At 69.2% G+C, this 17,538-nt stretch carries 17 protein-coding genes and 1 riboswitch; of the genes, 4 read left to right on the top strand and 13 right to left on the bottom strand.

Annotated features, from left to right (window positions below):
* Positions 1-14 precede the first annotated feature (14 nt).
* Complete coding sequence (locus BBX35_RS12010) at positions 15-1,397, top strand: L-serine ammonia-lyase (protein ID WP_067220313.1); 1,383 nt, start codon at positions 15-17, stop codon at positions 1,395-1,397.
* 11 nt (positions 1,398-1,408) lie between these two features.
* On the opposite strand, the gene BBX35_RS12005 is transcribed toward BBX35_RS12010, so the two are convergent.
* Positions 1,409-2,752 carry an NAD(P)H-dependent oxidoreductase gene (locus tag BBX35_RS12005; protein WP_067220309.1) on the bottom strand — a complete coding sequence of 448 codons (1,344 nt, stop codon included), beginning with the start codon at positions 2,750-2,752 and terminating at the stop codon, positions 1,409-1,411.
* A gap of 93 nt (positions 2,753-2,845) precedes the next feature.
* Between BBX35_RS12005 and BBX35_RS12000 the strand changes: the two genes are divergently transcribed.
* The gene (locus tag BBX35_RS12000) at positions 2,846-3,502 is read left to right on the top strand and encodes a thiamine diphosphokinase (protein WP_067220307.1); all 657 of its coding nucleotides are present in this window, start codon (positions 2,846-2,848) and stop codon (positions 3,500-3,502) included.
* Here BBX35_RS12000 and BBX35_RS11995 read toward each other — a convergent pair.
* From BBX35_RS11995 to thiD, 9 genes are read right to left on the bottom strand one after another with little or no spacing between them, the layout of a single operon-like run.
* Positions 3,499-4,281, bottom strand: a complete 783-nt coding sequence (locus BBX35_RS11995; RefSeq protein ID WP_067220304.1) for an ABC transporter permease — start codon at positions 4,279-4,281, stop codon at positions 3,499-3,501. The two genes, BBX35_RS12000 and BBX35_RS11995, sit on opposite strands and share 4 nt — an antisense overlap.
* Positions 4,278-5,036, bottom strand: a complete 759-nt coding sequence (locus BBX35_RS11990; RefSeq protein WP_171901443.1) for an ABC transporter ATP-binding protein — start codon at positions 5,034-5,036, stop codon at positions 4,278-4,280. Before BBX35_RS11990 ends, BBX35_RS11995 begins: the two co-directional genes overlap by 4 nt.
* Entirely contained in the window at positions 5,033-5,761 is a 729-nt protein-coding gene (locus BBX35_RS11985) for a TenA family protein (RefSeq protein WP_067220301.1), read from the bottom strand. The genes BBX35_RS11990 and BBX35_RS11985 overlap by 4 nt, the downstream gene beginning before the upstream one ends.
* The gene (locus tag BBX35_RS11980; protein ID WP_067220298.1) at positions 5,758-6,693 is read right to left on the bottom strand and encodes an ABC transporter substrate-binding protein; all 936 of its coding nucleotides are present in this window, start codon (positions 6,691-6,693) and stop codon (positions 5,758-5,760) included. The genes BBX35_RS11985 and BBX35_RS11980 overlap by 4 nt, the downstream gene beginning before the upstream one ends.
* Positions 6,694-6,725: 32 nt before the next feature.
* Positions 6,726-7,328, bottom strand: a complete 603-nt coding sequence (locus BBX35_RS11975) for a thiamine phosphate synthase (protein ID WP_067220295.1) — start codon at positions 7,326-7,328, stop codon at positions 6,726-6,728.
* On the bottom strand, positions 7,325-8,098 hold the full coding sequence (locus BBX35_RS11970; protein WP_067220293.1) for a thiazole synthase: 774 nt from the start codon (positions 8,096-8,098) through the stop codon (positions 7,325-7,327). The genes BBX35_RS11975 and BBX35_RS11970 overlap by 4 nt, the downstream gene beginning before the upstream one ends.
* Before the next feature lie 3 nt (positions 8,099-8,101).
* Positions 8,102-8,299, bottom strand: coding sequence for a sulfur carrier protein ThiS (gene thiS, locus BBX35_RS11965; RefSeq protein ID WP_067220291.1), 198 nt, complete (start codon positions 8,297-8,299; stop codon positions 8,102-8,104).
* The gene (gene thiO / locus BBX35_RS11960; RefSeq protein ID WP_067220289.1) at positions 8,268-9,278 is read right to left on the bottom strand and encodes a glycine oxidase ThiO; all 1,011 of its coding nucleotides are present in this window, start codon (positions 9,276-9,278) and stop codon (positions 8,268-8,270) included. The genes thiS and thiO overlap by 32 nt, the downstream gene beginning before the upstream one ends.
* Entirely contained in the window at positions 9,275-10,078 is an 804-nt protein-coding gene (thiD, locus tag BBX35_RS11955) for a bifunctional hydroxymethylpyrimidine kinase/phosphomethylpyrimidine kinase (protein WP_067221489.1), read from the bottom strand. The genes thiO and thiD overlap by 4 nt, the downstream gene beginning before the upstream one ends.
* A 210-nt stretch (positions 10,079-10,288) precedes the next feature.
* Positions 10,289-10,392, bottom strand: a riboswitch (TPP riboswitch).
* A 129-nt stretch (positions 10,393-10,521) separates the two neighbouring features.
* Between thiD and BBX35_RS11950 the strand changes: the two genes are divergently transcribed.
* Positions 10,522-10,767: a type II toxin-antitoxin system VapB family antitoxin gene (locus tag BBX35_RS11950; protein WP_067220287.1), complete on the top strand. Its 246-nt coding sequence runs from the start codon at positions 10,522-10,524 to the stop codon at positions 10,765-10,767.
* On the top strand, positions 10,767-11,195 hold the full coding sequence (locus BBX35_RS11945) for a type II toxin-antitoxin system VapC family toxin (RefSeq protein ID WP_067220284.1): 429 nt from the start codon (positions 10,767-10,769) through the stop codon (positions 11,193-11,195). The genes BBX35_RS11950 and BBX35_RS11945 overlap by 1 nt, the downstream gene beginning before the upstream one ends.
* Positions 11,196-11,216: 21 nt before the next feature.
* Here the strand turns inward: BBX35_RS11945 and BBX35_RS11940 are convergent, their stop codons facing one another.
* The 3 genes from BBX35_RS11940 to BBX35_RS11930 all read right to left on the bottom strand — a co-directional run bounded on the left by BBX35_RS11940 (position 11,217) and on the right by BBX35_RS11930 (position 17,478).
* Positions 11,217-12,557 (bottom strand): HlyD family type I secretion periplasmic adaptor subunit, encoded by a 1,341-nt coding sequence (locus tag BBX35_RS11940; protein WP_083206248.1) that lies wholly within the window; start codon positions 12,555-12,557, stop codon positions 11,217-11,219.
* Between the two features lies 1 nt (position 12,558).
* Positions 12,559-14,271: a type I secretion system permease/ATPase gene (locus BBX35_RS11935; protein WP_067220282.1), complete on the bottom strand. Its 1,713-nt coding sequence runs from the start codon at positions 14,269-14,271 to the stop codon at positions 12,559-12,561.
* 174 nt (positions 14,272-14,445) lie between these two features.
* Positions 14,446-17,478: an AMP-binding protein gene (locus BBX35_RS11930; RefSeq protein ID WP_083206247.1), complete on the bottom strand. Its 3,033-nt coding sequence runs from the start codon at positions 17,476-17,478 to the stop codon at positions 14,446-14,448.
* Positions 17,479-17,538 lie beyond the last annotated feature (60 nt).

The raw sequence follows: 17,538 nt of genomic DNA, 5'->3' as shown, positions 1-17,538 counted from the left end.
TCGGGAGGGTCACCGTGTTCATCAGCGTTTTCGACATCTTCAAGATCGGGATCGGTCCATCGTCCTCGCACACGATGGGGCCGATGGTGGCGGCGGCACGCTTTCTGGACCTCTTGCGCGAACAGGGCCTGAAGCCGGCGCGTCTTGCCGTGTCGCTGCACGGCTCGCTCGCCTTCACCGGCAAGGGCCACGCCAGCGACCGGGCGATCTGCCTCGGGCTGCTCGGCCATGATCCGGCGACCATCGACCCCGATTGCGTGGAGGAGGAGATTGCGAACCTCACGCGCGACAAGCGCCTCGCCGTCGAAGGCGTCGGCCACATGGATTTCGATCCGGCGGCCGATCTCGTCTTCGATTATGGCCCGCCGCTGCCGGGCCATGCCAACGGCATGATCTTCCGCGCCTTCGATGCGGACGGCGCCGTCCTGGCGGAGGAAACGCTCTATTCGGTCGGCGGCGGCTTCGTCGTCAGCGAGGCGGAGCTGGCCGCGCAGAACGAGCCGATGGCCGGCACGGTGGAAACCGGCGTCCCCTTCCCCTTCAAGAGCGCGGCGGAAATGCTGCAGATGGGCCGCGACAGCGGCTTGCCCATCGCCGAGATGAAACGGCGCAACGAGGTGGCACGTACCCCCGACGGCGACCTGGATGCCGGGCTCGACCGCATCTGGAGCGTGATGAATGCCTGCCTTGAGCGCGGGTTGTCGCGCGGCGGCACCCTGCCCGGCGGGCTGAACGTCAAGCGGCGGGCGCACCAGATCCACGCCAAGCTGGTGGGCGAAGCCGGCCAGAACCGCCCGTTCCAGCACACGGTGATGGACTGGCTCGGCGTCTATGCGATGGCGGTGAACGAGGAAAACGCAGCCGGAGGAACGCTGGTCACCGCACCGACGAACGGGGCGGCGGGCGTGGTGCCGGCGGTGCTGCGCTACTATCTCGACCACTGCCCGGACTGCAATCAGGAGGGCATCCGCTCCTTCCTGCTGGTGGCGGCGGCGATCGGCGGCATCATCAAGGCCAATGCCTCGATCTCGGGGGCGGAAGTCGGCTGCCAGGGCGAAGTCGGATCGGCCTCGGCGATGGCCGCGGCGGGCTTGTGCGCAGCGCTCGGCGGCACCAACGAGCAGGTGGAGAACGCGGCCGAGATCGCGCTCGAGCACCATCTCGGCATGACCTGCGACCCTATCGGCGGGCTGGTGCAGGTGCCCTGCATCGAGCGCAACGCCTTCGGCGCGGTCAAGGCGGTGACCGCCGCCTCCCTGTCCCTGAGGGGCGACGGCGTCCATTTCGTGCCGCTGGACAGCTGCATCGAGACGATGCGCCAGACCGGCCTCGACATGACCGACAAGTACAAGGAAACCTCGAAAGGCGGACTTGCGGTCAATGTCGTGGCCTGCTGACGGCCGGCGCCTCAGCCGGCGCTGAAGGCGGCTTCCATCTCGCGGCGGATGCGCACGGCGGTCTGGTCCATGTCGATGGCGACATCGTCCCAGCGCAGCATCTCGCCTTCGGCGATGTCGCGCACCAGCTTCACATGGGCAGCAAGGCCGAGCGGCAGCAGGCCGCGATCCAGCGACACGGAGGCCGGCTGCTGCTTGCCCCACACGGTCGCGCCGCCCTCGCCGTCCAGCATCTCGCCGGCCTTCAGATTGCGCTTGGCGGTCGCCACCACATCGGCGACGAAGCCGCGCGGCATGCCGGTCGGCTCCTTGCGCAGCACGGCGGAGGCGACCGACAGGCCGAGCTCCATGCCGATCATGTGGGTCGGGCGATAGAGCGCGGCGTAGCGGCCGGTTTCATCCTCCAGCATGTGATATTCGCGGAAGCACTGGCGGGCATAGTCCGTCTCGCCTTCGATCACCACGAAGGTGCCCATGGCCAGGTGATGCGGCACGTCGGCGCCATCGCGCGTCAGCGATGAGACGACCTCGGTGGTGCCGGTGATCGGCAGGGTGCCGCCGGCTTCCTTCGGCCGCAGCACGGTGGACAGCTCGAAGCGGCTGGCCGGCGGGAAGGACAGTCCATCCGGCTGGGGCAGCAGGCCGGTGGCGTTGCACACCGCCGTCATCTCGATGCCCGACTTGGTGCCGTCGAGGAACGAGTTGAACATCTTCGGATTGATCAGGCTGCGGTCGGTGATGCCGAGATACTGGGTCAGCACGTCCCAGACCGTCTCCGGCGTCAGCTGGTGATAGGTGGGGAGGTAGCGGGTGCCCTTGCCCGCGCACACGACCTTGAAGCCGCAGGCGCGCGCCCAGTCGACATGCTCGCAGATCAGCGCCGGCTGGTCGCCCCAGGCCAGCGAGTAGACGACGCCGGCCTGTTCGGCCCGGCGGGCGAGCAGCGGTCCGGCCAAGACGTCGGCCTCGACATTGACCATCACCACATGCTTGCCGGCCTCGATCACCGCCAGCGCATGGCGGATGCCGACCGACGGATCGCCCGTCGCCTCGATCACCAGCTCGATGCGCTCGTCGGCGAGCACGGCGGCCAGATCGTCGGTGACGAAGGTGGCACCGCCAGCGCAGGCATCGTCCAGCGACATCGCCCGCGACTGCTCCTCCGGCCAGCCGCAGGTCGCCAGCGTGCGGCGCGCACGCGCCGGATCCAGATCGACGATGGCGGTGATATGGACACCGACCGTCAGGCGCGCCTGGGTCAGGTACATGGAGCCGAACTTTCCGGCGCCGATCAGCGCGACACGCACCGGGCTGCCCGTCTCCGCACGGTGGGCAAGCATGTTGGACAGATTCATGAAGTCCTCCCTTTTGCGCGAGCATGGACGGGAAAAAACCGATATTACAAGGCTGATTTCGCAATAAGTCATATCGGACAGGAGGCTTGACCGATGATCGGAACGATGCCGTTCCTGATCCTGCTCGGCGGGGATCTCGACCCGACGCCGCGGCTTCTGCGGCAGATCGCCGGCGCGCGCACCATCGCGGCCGACGGCGGCATCCGTCATGCGGGACCTCTCGGCGTCCGTCCGGAGCTGTGGGTCGGCGACTTCGACTCCAGCGGCAGCGACATGGCGGCCGCGTGGCGCGACGTGCCGCGCCAGAGCCACCCGCCGGCAAAGGACATGACCGACGGCGAGCTGGCGGCGGCGGAGGCCATCGCCCGCGGCGCCAGCGGGCTGGTGATCGCCGGCGTCTTCGGCGGCGCGCGCTCGGACCACGCCATGGGCAACCTGCTGCAGGGGGCAGCGCTCAGGGCCCGCGGCATTCCCGTGCTGATGACCAGCGGCGACGAAGAAGGCTGGCCGCTGCTGCCGGGCGAGCAGGAGATCGACCTGCCTGCCGGCTCGCTGTTTTCCGTGCTCGCGCTGTCGGATCTTGCCGGCCTGACCCTGCGCGGCGTCGAGTGGCCGCTGACGAACCGCGACGTGCCGATGGGCTCGTCCCTCACCCTTTCCAACCGGGTGGCGGGAAGCGAGGGCCTGAAGGTCGGGCTCGGGCGCGGCAACGCGGTGTTGCTCGCCCGGCCGCATTTCGGCAGGCCCTAGAGCGTGTCGAGGCTCTCGCGCGACCAGGACGTCATCCGCCGCGTTGCCCACGAGACCAGCGCGTAAAGCGCCACCGCAAAGGCCGCCAGCACGAAGAGGCTGGCGAACATCAAGTCGGTCTTGGCGCGCCCGTTGGCCAGCAGCATCAGGTAGCCGAGGCCGTTGGACGCCCCCACCCATTCGCCGATCACCGCGCCGATGGGCGCATAGACGGCGGCAAGCCTCAGCCCCGAGCCGAAGGCCGGCAGGCCCGCCGGCAGGCGGATATGCAGCAGGGTGCGCGTGGGCGTTGCGCCCATGGTGCGGGCAAGGTCGAGCAGGCCGGGATCGGTGCGGCGCAACCCGTCATAGAAGGTCGAGACCACCGGGAAATAGATGATCAGCAACGCCATGGCGATCTTCGAGGCCATGCCGTAGCCGAGCCACAGGGTCAGCAGCGGCGCCAGCGCGAAGACCGGCACGGCCTGGCTGAACACCATGATCGGCAGGGCGATGCGGCGCGCGGCCGGCGAGACCATCAGGTGCAGCGCCGTGGCGGCGCCGAGCAGGGCGCCGAAGACGAGGCCGATCAGCACTTCGGCGATGGTGACGAGCGCGTGGTCGGCGATCAGCCCGATATTGTCGGCGAGCGTCACTGCCACCCGCCAGGGGCCCGGCAGGATGAAGGGCGGGACGCCGCTCATCCAGACGATGGCCTGCCACAGCGACAGGGCCACCGCGACCGCAACGAGCGCATCGCGCAGCCGTTGCATCGGCGTCAGACGGCTGGGTGCGCTCATGCCGGCCTCCCCCGCAAGGCGTGGAACAGGCGCGCCTGCATCTCCATCGTCTCGGGCGCGTCCACCTCGCGGATCGGCGGCGAGGCCGGGGCCTCGACCCGCGTCAGCCCGTCCTCTGCGAGGATGAAGAGGTGATGGCCGAGGCGGACGGCCTCGGCAGGATCGTGGGTGACGAGCAGCACGGTGCGCCCTTCCAGAACCTCGAAGGCAAGTTCCTGCATCTCGGCCCGCGTGCGGGCGTCGAGCGCGGCGAACGGCTCGTCCAGCAGCACGATGGGACGGTCCTCCATCAGCACGCGGGCGAGCGCCACGCGCTGGCGCATGCCGCCGGACAGGCTCGCCGGGCGCTTGTCGACATGGCCGGCAAGGCCGACGCGCTCGATCAGGGCGCGGGCGCGGGCAAGGTCGGGCGCCTCGCCGCGCAGCCGCGCGCCGAGCGTCACATTGCCGAGCACATCGAGCCAGGGCGCCAGAAGATCGGACTGGGCCATGAAGGCGATGCGGGTGGCGACGGGGGTGCCGTCGCTCGCCGAGATCTCGCCGTCGAAGGTGCCGCCGGTGTCGAGCCCGGCAAACAGGCGCAGGACCGTCGACTTGCCGACGCCGGACGGGCCGAGCAGGCAGGTCCAGCCTCCTGCGGCGATCGGCAGATCGAGACCGGAGAACAGCGGCCGGCCGGCGTGGTGGAAATCGCCGGTCAGGCGCAGGGCCGGGGCCGAGGCGGGCGCCGGGGCCGGAGCTGCTGCCGTGCTCACGTCAGGTCCGGGGCAACGGTCGGGCCGCGCAGGCCCATTTCCCAGAAGCCGATTTCCAGCCGCGTGGCGGTGCGGAAGCGCTTCGACAGGCTGGCCCAGCGCGGCAGGGCTGCCGGTGCATCGCCGAGCCGCCCGCGCACGGCGGTCTCGATCAGCTCTCCGACGCTGGCGCAAAGGCCCTGGTAGTCGTCGCTGGCATAGGTGTCGACCCACTGGCGATACGGCGTATCGGCCGCACCCTCGCGGGCAAGCCGCGCACCGATTTCGCCATAGCCCATGACGCAAGGTGCCAGCGCGGCGACGAGGTCGAGGAAGTCGCCCGACATGCCGGCATCCAGCACGAAGCGCGTATAGGCGAGGTTCTCCCGCTCCTCGGCGGCGGCAAGCAGGGCCGCCTCCGAGATGCCGGCCTTGCCGCAGATGTCGACATGCAGGCTCATCTCGGTGTTCATCAGCCCGTCGACGATGGAGGCGGCAAAGCGCGCCTCCGCAATCGTCTCGGACTTCACCACCGCCAGCGCCCAGGCGCGGGCGAAGTGGAACAGGAAGATGTAATCCTGCGTCAGGTAATGCAGGAAAATCTCCCGCGGCAGCGTGCCGGCGCCGAGCTGTTCGACGAAGGCATGGTGGGTGTAGGCCTGCCAGTCGCCGGCCGCCTCCTGGCGCCAGGCACCGTAGACCGGCGAGCCGTAGGGCGCCTCCAGGATCCGCTCCGCGCCGCTCATTGGACGCTCACGTCGATGGCGAGGTCGGACACCGGGCGGATCGTCTCGATCAGGCCGTTCTCCTTCAGGAACTCCTCGAAGCGGGCATAGCGGCCATGGTCGAGCGCGGCCGGGCGCAGGGCGAAGCGGCGGATCGTGTCGGCCCAGGAGCGCTTGTTGAGCTCGTCGTTCAGCTCCGGCGCGGTGCCGGCATAGATCTCGAAGCTCTCTTCCGGGTGGTTGACGATGTACTGGGTGGCGCGCTCGGTCGCGGCCAGGAAGCGGACGATCTTCGCCTTGTCCATCAGCTCCGGATTGGCAACGTAGATCAGCTCGTCATAGGAGGGCATGCCCTCTTCCTCGATGAAGAAGCAACGGCCCTTCACACCCTCGATCTCCATCTGGTGCAGCTCGACATTGCGATAGGCGCCGATGACCGCATCGACCTGCCCGGACATGACGGACGGGGCGAGCGACCAGTTGACGTTGACCATCTCGATGTCGTCCATCGTCAGCCCGTGACGGGAGAGCACGGCGCGCATCTGCGCCTCCTCGACGCCGGCGACAGAGTAGCCGACCTTGCGGCCCTTGAGGTCCGCGATGGTCTTCACCGGGCCGTCGTCCTTGACCATCAGGCAGTTGAGCGGCGAGGCAATCAGCGTGCCGACGCGCTTCAGCGGCAGACCTTCGGCGACCTGCAGGTGGATCTGCGGCTGGTAGGAGACCGCAAGGTCCGCCTTGCCGGCGGCGACCAGCTTCGGCGGCGCGGACGGATCCGCCGGGGCGACGACCTCGACGTCGAGGCCCTCGTCGGCGAAGAAGCCTTTCTCCTTGGCGATGATGATCGGGCCGTGATCGGGGTTCACGTACCAGTCGAGCAGCAGCGTCATCCTGTCGGCGGCAGCGGCCGGCAGGGCAACGAGAAGGGCGAGAACGAAAGTCAGGATACGCATTGGTGACGAACCTCGGCTGAAGGTGTGCAACATCAGGCGCGCGTTGCCGCGAGCCATTGCCGGACCCGCTCCTCGGGATCCTGGTTGAGGGTGATGTCGGTGACGGCGGAGACGATGTCGGCCCCGGCGGCGAAGGCGTCGGCGGCGCGCTCCACGCTCATTCCGCCGATGGCGACGAGCGGGATGTCGCCGATCCGGCGCTTCCAGTCGCCGAGCTTTTCCAGCCCCTGCGGCGCCCATTTCATCTTCTTCAGGATGGTCGGATAGACCGGCCCGAGCGCGATGTAGTCCGGCGAGGCGGCGAGCGCGGTCTCCAGCTCCTCGCCGTCGTGGCTGGAGAGGCCAAGGCCGAGCCCGGCGCGGCGGATCGCGCCGACATCGGCATCGGCAAGGTCTTCCTGACCGAGATGGACGAAGCGGCAGCCCTCGTCGATGGCAAGCTGCCAATAATCGTTGACCACCAGCAGGCAGTCATGCGCAAGGCAGGTCGCCTCGGCAGCGCGGATCTCGGCGCGCAATTCCGCCGGGCTGCGGTCCTTGATCCGCAGCTGCACGAGCCGCACGCCGAGCGGCACGATGCGGTCGATCCAGGCGGCGCTGTCGACGATGGGATAGAAGCGGTCGAGGGCGGTCATTCCAGAAAAGCCTTTCCGAGAACGGGCGTGGAGGGGGCAGCCATGTCGCGCGGCTCCATCGCCCCGGCCGTGAAGGCGAGGCGTCCGGCCTCCGCGGCCTGTGCGAAGGCACGGGCCATGGCGACCGGATCGCCGGCCTTGGCCACCGCCGTGTTGAGCAGCACCGCGTCGTAGCCGAGCTCCATGGCGGCCGCGGCATGGGAGGGCACGCCGAGGCCGGCATCGACCACCAGCGGGATGTCCGGGAAATGCGCGCGCAGGGAGCGCAGGCCGTAGACATTGTTGAGCCCGCGGGCCGAGCCGATGGGCGCGCCCCAGGGCATCAGGACCTCGCAGCCCGCCTCGACGAGCCGCTCGGCAACGCCGAGATCCTCGGTGCAATAGGGGAACACCTGGAACCCCTCGCCGGAGAGGATGCGCGCCGCCTCGACAAGGCCGAAGACGTCGGGAGCCAGCGTCTCGGCATCGTTGATGACCTCGAGCTTGACCCAGGGCGTGCCGAAGACCTCGCGCGCCATCTTCGCCGTCGTCACCGCCTCGCGCACCGAATGGCAGCCGGCGGTGTTGGGCAGGACGCGGACGCCGAGATCGCGGATGAAGCCCCAGAAGTCCTGCCCCGCACGGGCCGAGCCGGACTCGCGCCGCAGCGATACGGTGACGATGTCGCAGGCAGAGGCCCGTACCGCCTCGGCCATGATCGCCGGGGAGGGATAGAGCGAGGTGCCGAGCAGCAGCGGGCTCTCGATGGTTTCGCCGTAGAAGACGGGCATGGGTCAGCCTCCCTGCATGGGGGCGAGGACCTCGACCCGGTCGCCGTCGCGCACCTGAGTGTCGGCGCGCTCCTCTGCGGGGACGAAATCGCCGTTGAGGGCGGTGGCGACGATGGCATCGCCATACTCGAGCGCCTCGAGGATCGCGGCCAGCGACCCCGGCGCAAGCTCAAGCGGAGCGCCGTTGACGGTTATGGCCATGGAAGAACTCCGGTTCGGTTTCAGGGTGGAGAAGCAGATCGGCCGCCTGCTGGGCCAGCGCCGGCGACAGCAGATAACCGTGCCGATAGGTGCCGTTGGCCCGCAGGATGCGGCCGTCGCGCAACAGGCGCGGCAGGTTGTCGGGGAAGGCCGGGCGCGCATCGACGCCGGTCTCCAGGATCTCGGCCTCGGCGAAGGCGGGGGTCAGCGTGTAGGCGGAGCCGAGCAGCTCCATCATCGAGCGGGCGGTGATGCGCCAGCGCTCGCCGCTTTCGATCATGGTGGCACCGACCATGAAGACGCCTTCGCCGCGCGGCACCACATAGAGCGGGATGCGCGGATGCAGCAGGCGCACGGGCCGGGACAGCGAGATGTCGGGCGCATGCAGGACCAGCATCTCGCCCTTGACCCCGCGCAGGTCCGGCACGTCGGCGGCCGCACCGAGGCCGCGGCAATCGACCACGCGGTCGCCCGGCGCGTCCTGCGGCAGGACTTCGGTGCCGAAGCGCAGGTCGACGCCGAGCCCTTGCAGCCGGGCCACGAGATCGGCCAGCGCCCGGCGCGGATCGAGATGTCCTTCGCCGGCAAAGAACAGCCCCTGGCGGAAGCGGCCGGCAAGGTCCGGCTCCAGCTCGGCGATGCGCTCGCAGTCGACCGCCTCATGGCATTCGGTCATCCGTGCGAAGCGGCGCAGGTCCGCGGTATCGCGCGGCGGGGCAACCACCAGGCTGCCGTTGAGGACGACGCCGCCGACGCGCTCAGACCACCAGGAGATGGCGTCGCGGCCGAGCCGCACCACCGGCTCCTCGGCGCTCTCGCCCTCGCACCAGGGGGCGAGCATGCCGCCCGCCCACCAGGAGCAGGAGGCGGGACTGGGTGCCTCGGCACGCTCGAACAGCGTCACCTCCTGCCCGCGCTCGGCGAGCACGGTGGCGACGCAAAGACCGACGACACCGCCGCCGATGACGGAGATCTTCATCGTGCCTCCTCCCGCCACAGGGCATGGAAGTGATGCACCGGACCGTGCCCGGAGCCGACCTGCAGCGTGTCGGCGGCAGCGATGGCCGCATGCAGCCAGGAATGGGCCTCGGCGACGGCGCGGGCGAGCGGCAAGCCCTTGGCAAGGCCCGCGGCGATGGCCGACGACAGCGTGCAGCCGGTGCCGTGGGTGTTGCGGGTGTGAAGCCGCTCCGCCGTGAAGGCGAGCGGCGGCTCGCCGGCAACGAGCAGAAGGTCGGTGCACTCGGCCCCTTCCGCATGGCCACCCTTCATCAGCACGGCGCCGGGGCCGAGCGCCAGCAGGGCATGGCCCTGTCGCTCCGCCGCACCGGTGTCGCGCACCGGGTCCTCGCCGAGCAGGCTGGCGGCCTCCGGCAGGTTCGGCGTGATCAGCGTCGCGCGCGGCAGCAGCTGCTCTTTCAGCGCGGCGATGGCCTCCTCGCGCAGGAGCTTGGCGCCGGACTTGGCGACGATGACCGGATCGACGACCACCGGCCCCGCATAGTCGGCAAGCGCGGCCGCGACGCAGGCGACGATGTCCGGCGAGGACAGCATGCCGATCTTCACCGCGCCGACGTCGAGATCGTCGAGCACGGCGGCGATCTGGCCTGCGACCACATCGAGCGGGATGTCGTGGATATGCGTCACCGCGCGGGTGTTCTGAGCCGTGATCGCCGTGATCGCACTGGCGCCATAAACGCCGAGCGCGGAAAAGGTCTTGAGATCCGCCTGGATGCCGGCGCCGCCGCCGCTGTCCGAGCCGGCGATGGTCAGCGCGATGGCCGGGCCCCTGCCCGATCTGCCCGATCTGGCCGATCCGCCCGCGGCATAGTCCGGTTTCGTGTCCCTGGCCACGGTAGTCCCCGCTCCTGCCGGGCGCGGCTCCGACAAAGGGAAGCGACGCGCCGCATGAAAGGCACGATCCGGACTGCGGTTTCGGGGAGACGGATGGCCGCGTCGATCTTGCGGCAGAGCCCGGCCTCGCGGCCGTTCGGGCTGGCATTCGTTCCCTACGCCGGCATGACCCGGATCAGGTTCAGTGGGTTAACGCGGTTCGCGTCTCTCAGCCGGTTAAGGCACCCCAACGAATTTTGCGGCACGATAGGAGGGAAGAAAGGGGACGTCAAGCGGGCTCAACCGAAGCGGAAAACCCCGACGGCAGTTGTATATTCAAAGGGGATATACAATATTGTCTTGTGACAGATCGACTGCCGGAGGCCTCAATGCCGCTTTATATTCGCGACGACGGCGTGGCTGCGCTCGCAGAGGAACTGGCGAAGCTGACGAACGCTCCGAGCAAGACGGAAGCTGTCCGGTCCGCCTTGCGTCACGAGATCGAGCGACGGCGCAGGTCCGTGCCCCTGGCCGAACGGCTGGCCGGACTGCAGGAGCGCGCGACCCGGCTGGGCCTGCCCAATCCCGACTTCGACATGAAGCGCTTCAGCGACGACATGTGGGACGACGCGTGATGTTCGTCGACGCATCGGCCATCGTCGCGGTTCTCAACCAGGAGCCGGGATGGGAAGAGATCGCGCGGCGCATGGCGGACAGCCCGAGCGTCCTGCTGGCCTCGCCCCTCGTGCGCTTCGAGGCGGTGCTCGCGCTGGCGCGCGCCGCCTCGCACGACGGAAGCGTCCAGAAGCGATCCGATGCCGCAGTCATTGCCGCGGCCCGCGACCTTGTCGACGACTTCCTGCTGGAAATCGGGGCAAGAGACGTGCCCATCACCCGAGAGATCGGCGAGGCAGCCCTCCAAGCGGCAGCGACCTACGGCAAGGTGGTCGGCCATCCCGCCGCGCTCAACTTCGGCGACTGCTTTTCGCACGCCTGCGTCAAGGCCCATGGCACCGCCCTCCTCTACAAGGGCGACGACTTTGCCCGCACCGACCTCGCCTGAATTCGTCCGAATGCGCCTCGCCTACCGCTCGCGCATGGCGTGGGCGATCTGGTCGGTGACCGGCCGCACCAGATAGGAGAGCACCGTGCGCTCCTGCGTGGTGATGAAGGCCTCCGCCGGCATGCCGGGAACCAGGAGCTCGCCGTCGAGGCGCGCCAGCTCCTCGTCCGGGATGAAGAGACGGGCGACGAAGTAGCGGGCACCGGTCACGTTGTCCCGGGCCAGATCGGCCGAGATGGTGCGCACGCGGGCGGCAAGCTCGGGCGTCGTGCGCTGGTCGAAGCCGGGAAAGCGCACGCGCGCCTCCTGCCCCGGCACGATCTGGGCGATGTCGCGCGGCTGGACTTGCGCCTCGATCACCAGCAGGTCGCCCTTCGGCACGATCAGCATCAGGGTCTCGCCCTGCCCGACGACGCCGCCGATCGTGTGGACGGCAAGCTGGTGCACCGTGCCGGCCTGCGGGCTGCGGATCTCGACGCGGCGCAGCTGATCCTCGGCGGCGATCTTCTGCTCTTCCAGCCGGGCGATGCGGGCGCGGGTGTCCTGCAACTGCTCCAGCACCTCGGCGCGGGACTGCTCGTCGATCTGAAGCATCAGGATGCGCCGCTCGCTGATCGCCTCGTTCACCTCGGCGATCTTGGCGACGAGACCGCCATGCTCGCCCTTGAGGCGAGTGCGATCCCGCTGCAGCGCCGTCACCCGGGCTCGGGCGACGAGGCGCTTTTCCAGCAGCCCCATGAGATCCTTCAGTTCGTCCTCGATCAGCTCGATCTCCTCGCCCTTGGCGGAGAGCTGCGCGTCGAGCCCCTCGATCTGCCGGCGATACTGGACGATCTGCTCGGCCAGCTGATCCTTGCGGCCAGTGACGGACTTGCGCCGCGCATCCATCAGGCTTTTCTGGCTGTCCTCGACCAGTCCCAGCTGGTCGTCGTCGACAAGACCGCGGGCCCGGTCGTTGAAGGCGATATCCGCGCTCTCGTCGCGCTCGGCGACGAGGCGTGCCTCCTGCGCATACAGGTCGACAAGCTGGCGCGTCACAACGGCCAGGTTGGCGCGGGTCACCGTGTCGTCCAGGCGCACCAGAAGATCGCCGGAGGCGACGCGGTCGCCGTTCTGCACGGCGATCTCGCGAACGATGCCGCCTTCCTGATGCTGGATGCGGCGGACATTGGTCTCGACCACCACGGTGGCGGGCGCAACGACCGCACCGGAAATGCGCGCCATCGCCGCCCAGCCGCCGAAGCCGCCGAGCAACAGCGCCGCCACCAGCAGCGAGGCCAGCAGATGGCGGCGGACGCTGCGGGTGAGCTGGCGGTCGATGGACGGCGGCGTGCGGCGGGTGTCTTTGTCGGGACGGGTCATCTCAGGCCACCCCCGCCTGCGGCACCGGCGCAACGACGCGCTTCAGCACCTCGTCCTTCGGCCCGAAGGCCGCCATCCGCCCGTCGCGCAGGCACAGGACCTTGTCGACGGCGGCGATGGCGCTCGGCCGGTGGGCGATGACGACGACGATGCAACCGGCATGGCGCATCTCGCGGATCGCCCGGGTCAAGGCGGCCTCGCCATCGGAATCGAGATTGGAATTGGGCTCGTCCAGCACCACCAGGAACGGCTTGCGGAACAGCGCGCGGGCGAGCGCGATGCGCTGCTGCTGACCGCCGGACAGGGCCATTCCTTCAGAGCCGATCAGCGTGTTGTAGCCATCCGGCAGGCCGGTGACGAAATCATGGATATCGGCCATGCGCGCGGCCTCGATCACCGCCTCTGCCTCCGCATCCGGCTCGAAGCGGGCGATGTTTTCCGCCACCGTACCGTCGAACAGCTGCACGTCCTGCGGCAGGTAACCGATGATGCGGCCGCGGCGGGCGGGCGCCCATTGGGAGAGCTCCGCGCCGTCGAGACGGACCGAGCCGTGCAGCGGCGGCACCAGGCCGACAAGGGCGCGGGCCAGCGTCGACTTGCCCGAGCCGGAGGGGCCGATGATGCCGAGGCCGTCGCCGGCGGCAAGCTCCAGCGCCACGCCCTGGACCACCGGGCGCGGCACGCCGGCCGGGCCGCAGGCAAGCTGCTCGACCGCAAGCGAGCGCTCGGGCAGCGGCAGTTCGAGCCGCGGGGTCTCCGGCTCGGCAAGCTGGGCGAACACCTCGCGCAGGCGCCGGCGCCCGAGGCGCGCGGCGGCGAAGGACCGCCAGTGGCCGACCGCCTGCTCGACCGGGGCGAGCGCGCGGGAGGTGAGAATGGACCCGGCGATGACGACGCCCGGCGTCACTTCGCTGAGAATGGCGAGCCAGGCGCCGAGGCCGAGCACCGCCGACTGCAGCAGAAAGCGCACGGTCTTGATCGCGGTGGCGAAGAAGCCGGACCAGTCCTGCGCGCGGCGCTGGACATCAAGGAAGGTCTCGTTCTCCCGCTCCCAGCGCTGCATCAAGGGGCCGTCCATCGCCATGGCGCCCAGTGCCTCGGCATTGCGGCGGCCGGCTTCTTCCACCGAAGCCCGGCGGCTGGCGGCGCGTGCGGCGTCCGTCGCCGGCTTGCGCGAGGTCGCCTCGTTGAGACCGATGAGGATGCAGATCAACGCCGCACCGCCGACGGCGAGCCAGCCAAGCAGCGGATGAAAGAGGAAGAGCAGGGCGAAATAGACCGGCATCCACGGCAGGTCGAAGATCGCCGCCGGGCCGGGGCCGGACATGAAGGTGCGGACCGCATCGAGATCCTGGACCGGCCGCACTCTCGCCGCGCCGGAGCCCATGCGCAGCGGCAACCGGGACGAGACGGCGAAGGCAAGGCCCGACAGCTGGGCGTCGATACGCTGGCCGATGCGCGAGAGAATGCGCGAGCGCAGGCCTTCCAGAAGGCCGAAGACGGTGTAGAGCAGCAGGGCGAACCCGCTGATCACCAGCAGCGTGGGCACGGAGCCGCTGGCCAGGACCCGGTCGTAGACCTGCAGCATGTAGACCGGCCCGGTCAGCATCAGGAGGTTGACCAGCAGACTGACCAGAGCGACGCCGAAAAGCGCGGAGCGCACCGCACGGAAAACCCGGTCCACCACCGTCGCGCCCGCAGGCGCCTGCGTCATCGACTTGTCCTTGCGCAAGATTCCGTCCCAGCCCACATCGCTACAGCACCCGACACCGTGGTCGCATGCCACGCTATCCGACGGGAAACTAGCACTTTCTGGCTTCCATCGGGCGATTTTTTAGCTGGTTCCGTCTCGGCTCAACCTCGCCTCCCGGATCTTTTCGCTGCCGCGCTAGGAGCACTGCGCCGCGCGGCGGCCCATCTCGATTTCCGCCAGGTCCTCGCTTTCGGCCTCCGCCAGCTCCCGGGAGATCGTGCCGCGCATATGCGCGGCAATCGACTGGATGTCGCTGTCGGAAAACGCCTTGGAGCGGTAGAGAAACCGCAGCACGCAGCCATCGCTGTAGGTCCGCGCGAAGACCAGCGCCTCATGCGGCAGCGAGGCGCGGATGACCTGCGAACGCGCATCGAGGGAAAGACCGGCGGGCATCGCCTCGCTGACGTCGTAGCCGTCGAGCGCGAAGCTGATGCCGGTGACCGGGTGGACATGCTCGTCGTCCGGCTCGCCGATCAGTCGGGCAAGATCGCGGAAGCAGACGTCCTGATGCGCGGGCGCGGCCTCCAGCATGCGCGAGAGGCCCGCGACGATGGCGGGCGTGCTCTTCCCGGCCCCGTCGATCCGCAGCGGGACGGCGCTGAACAGCAGGCCCAGCGTATCCAGCAGTTCGGGGCGGTAGCGCCCGTGGGTCGTCACGCGGATGACCAGGTCCGAGGCCCCGCAATGTGCGGCCATCGCCCGGTAGAAATGCGCCATCAGGTAGGGGAAGACGCTGGCATTGAGCGCCCGGGCGCGGGCCAGCAGGGCGTCGTGATCGACGCCGAGCGGCACGGTGAGCATGCGCGCCGACAGGTTCTTCCTGTCGAGGCCGGAGACGAACCGCGGCATCGGCGGCGCGCCTTCGATATGCGCATGCCAGAAGGCGGTGGCGCGGGCCCGGCTCTCGCCGGTCTCGGCGGCGATGACCGAGCGGAAGGGGCTGCGCACCGGCACCGGCGCCCCGGCCAGCGCATCCTCGATGTCGCGGCGGATATATTCGCGCGACATGCCGTCGCTGATGAGGTGATGCATGGACAGGACGAGACGGCCGGCGCCGGACGGGCTGGTCAGCAGCAGGATCCGGAAGGGTCGCTCGCCGTCGAGATCGAAGGTCCGCTCGCCAAAGGCGGTCGACAGGCGGTCGAACTCGGCATCGTCCGCCGCGATCTCCTCGAAATCGTCCGCCCCGAAGCCGTCCGGGACCATGGCCTGCAGCAACGTCTCGCCCTCGCGGCGGAAGCGCAGGTGGAAGCAGTCGTTGAGTTCGATCAGGCGCAGCAGGACACGCTTCAGCCGCTCGGCATCGCCCGCGCGGAAGGGCATCTGCAGGGTCATGTTGATCGCCGCGCCGAAGATATCCTTGCAGAAGATGTCGAAGATCGTCTGCTGACGGCTGGTGAGCGGCCGGTAGTCCCCGCCCGCCGCGTCCGGCAAGGGGGACGTGCCGCCTCCGTTGTCGCTTTCGGCGACCTGCCGGAGCTGGCCGCCGTTTTCCACGAACCATGCCGCAATCGCGCGCGGCGTGCCGGCCTCGTAGAAACGAGGCTGGGGAATGGCGATGCCGAAGGCTGTTTCCAGCTGCAAGGCGACAAGGCCGAACATCAGAGAATTGCCGCCAAGGCCGATGAAGTCCGTATCGAGGCCGCAGGGGCGGCGCAGCACCCGCGAGATCACCTGCTGGACATGGCGTTCGGCCGGATCGCCATGGATGTCGGCGGAAAGGTCCGCCTGCCCGGCGGCAAACAGGGCGGCTGCGTCCGCGACGAGCGCCTTGCGGTCGACCTTGCCGTTCAAGGTGACGGGGAAGCTGGCAAGATGCGTGTAGAGCGAGGGCATCACCGCCGGATGCAAAGCGTCCGAAAGGCGCTCGCGCAGAGCCGGTTCCCGGTCCAAGGCGCCCTGCCAGAACAGGGCCAGCGTCTCGCCCGGCACCTCGGGCGGCGACAGCTTGACCGCGACCGCCCGCTCGACGCCCTCGCATCCTTCGGCAAGGCGCTCCACCTCGCCGGCCTCGATGCGAATGCCGTTGACCTTCATCTGGTTGTCGAGACGGCCGAGCAGGAAGAGATCGCCGCCGATGACATCTCCCCTGTCGCCCGTACGATAGGCGTACCAGCCGGGCCGGATCTGCGGGAACGGCTCGGCATTGCCGTCGCGCTGGCGATAGCCGTTGGTCAGATGCGGCGAGGCGAGCACGATCTCGCCATTGTCGGCGAGTTCGTACGTCACGTCTTCGGCGATGGGGCGCCCGACCGGATAGAGCGTCCCGTTGGTCGGGCAGTCGTCGTCGATCAGGCGGCAGAACTTCGCCATCGTGCCCTCGGACGGGCCGTAGAGATTGTAGATGCGCCCGGCATAGCGGCGGCGCAGGGCGGCGACGAGCGGCACCTTCAGCGGCTCGCCGGCGAAGAACAGCGCGCGCAGGTCGAGCTCCGGCAGCTCGCCGGCCGACAGCCAGGCGGAGACGATGGACGGAACGACATGGGCGACGTCGATCCGTTCGCTCGCCAGCCAGTGCCAGCCCGAGGCGATGTTGAAGCCGGCCTCGGCATCGGGAATGACCAGCGTGCCCCCCGTCACCAGCGGCAGCAGCAGGTCGCGATACATCACGTCGAACGAGAGCGGCGTCAGCCAGGAGACGCGCGACGCCTCGCAGAAGCTGCCGACGAGGCCCGATTGCCAGGCCATGAAATGGTCGATCCCGTCCATCGTGCCCTCGATGGCCTTGGGCTCGCCGGTGGTGCCGGAGGTGAAGGCGATATAGGCGGCCTGACGCGGGGCGCGCGGTGCGATACAGCCTCCGGCATGCGGCTGCGGCACCTTGCCGTCGAGATCCGCGACGATGCCGGCGATCTCCCGGGAGTCGCTCAAGCTGTCGCACCAGTCGAGCAGCGCCTGCTGCCGGGCGAGCGGCAGGCGGCCGTCGACCGGAACCGCGACATCGCCCGATGCCATGGCGGCGAGAATGCCGACGCCCGCTTCGATGGACGGGCGTCCGTTGATCCCGACAAGTCCGGAGCCCGAGCGGGCAAGACCCTGGCGCCCGGCCCTGCGGATCGCCTCGTAGAGCCCGGCATAGGTGAGCCGGCGCTGGCCCTCCTCCATTGCGACGCGGTCGCCCTGGTCGAAGGCGAGCTCCTCGATCCGCCGCAATACCAAATATGTCATGCCCGTCTCCCGATGGCCGCAACCGAATCCTTCGCCAGAACGGAAGACACCATGATGCAA

It is taken from the genome of Stappia indica (assembly GCF_001696535.1).
GTDB lineage: Bacteria > Pseudomonadota > Alphaproteobacteria > Rhizobiales > Stappiaceae > Stappia > Stappia indica.
This window is presented reverse-complemented; position numbering and strand designations above follow the sequence as displayed.